This is a genomic window from Streptomyces sparsus (genome assembly GCF_054776295.1).
Genome location: NZ_BAAHCA010001614.1, coordinates 1 through 637 on the forward strand (window position 1 = coordinate 1; position 637 = coordinate 637).

General features: G+C 74.3%; 1 pseudogene. It reads right to left on the reverse strand.

The window, feature by feature from the left end:
* Window positions 1-240 (reverse strand): annotated as a pseudogene (locus ACYVE9_RS29930) (hypothetical protein); the annotation flags it as partial.
* Between the last annotated feature and the right edge of the window lie 397 nt (window positions 241-637).

Consider the following 637-nt stretch of genomic DNA (forward strand, 5'->3'; position numbering starts at 1 on the left):
GAGGCCGGCGGTGACCAGCAGCGCCACGGCAGGCAGCGGCCGGCGCAGCGCGGCGATCAGCAGCGCGCCCAGTGCCGCGACCGCGGCGAGCAGCACGCCGTTCGCGAACAGTTGCAGTCCGAATGCGGACACCGTGATGAGCAGCAGGGCGGTTGCCTCGCCGACGATGCGGCGTGCCGGCCACGGCTCGGGGCCGATGAGCCAGCGCCAAGCCGTGCCGATGGTTCGGGTTTTCTCCACCGGCCCACCGTATGGAGGGGGAGCTGCCGGGCACAGCGGTCGTTCGTCCCTGCGGGCAGCGACGAAAGTATCGAACATCGAACAGGGGCTCGTGCTACCGCGCGCCGTTGACGCGCCCGGCAAGCGGCACGTGCACTGGAACCCGTCAGGCCGTGACCGGCCCAGGAACGTCTGCCTTCGAGGAGCGATGCCATGGCTGCCGCCCGGATCCCGTTGCCGTCCGCCGCATTCCCCGCCGCCACCTCCGCCGTCCCGTCCTCAGCACTGTCGCCGTCCGGTACCGGGGGCGCCGCGGGCCGGTCGGGGGGCCGGCCCGTGCTGCCCGTACCGGGTGCCTGCGGCTGCGGCGCGGGGTGCTCCTGCGGCTGCCAGTCGGGCGGCGCCTGCCAGTGCGGCG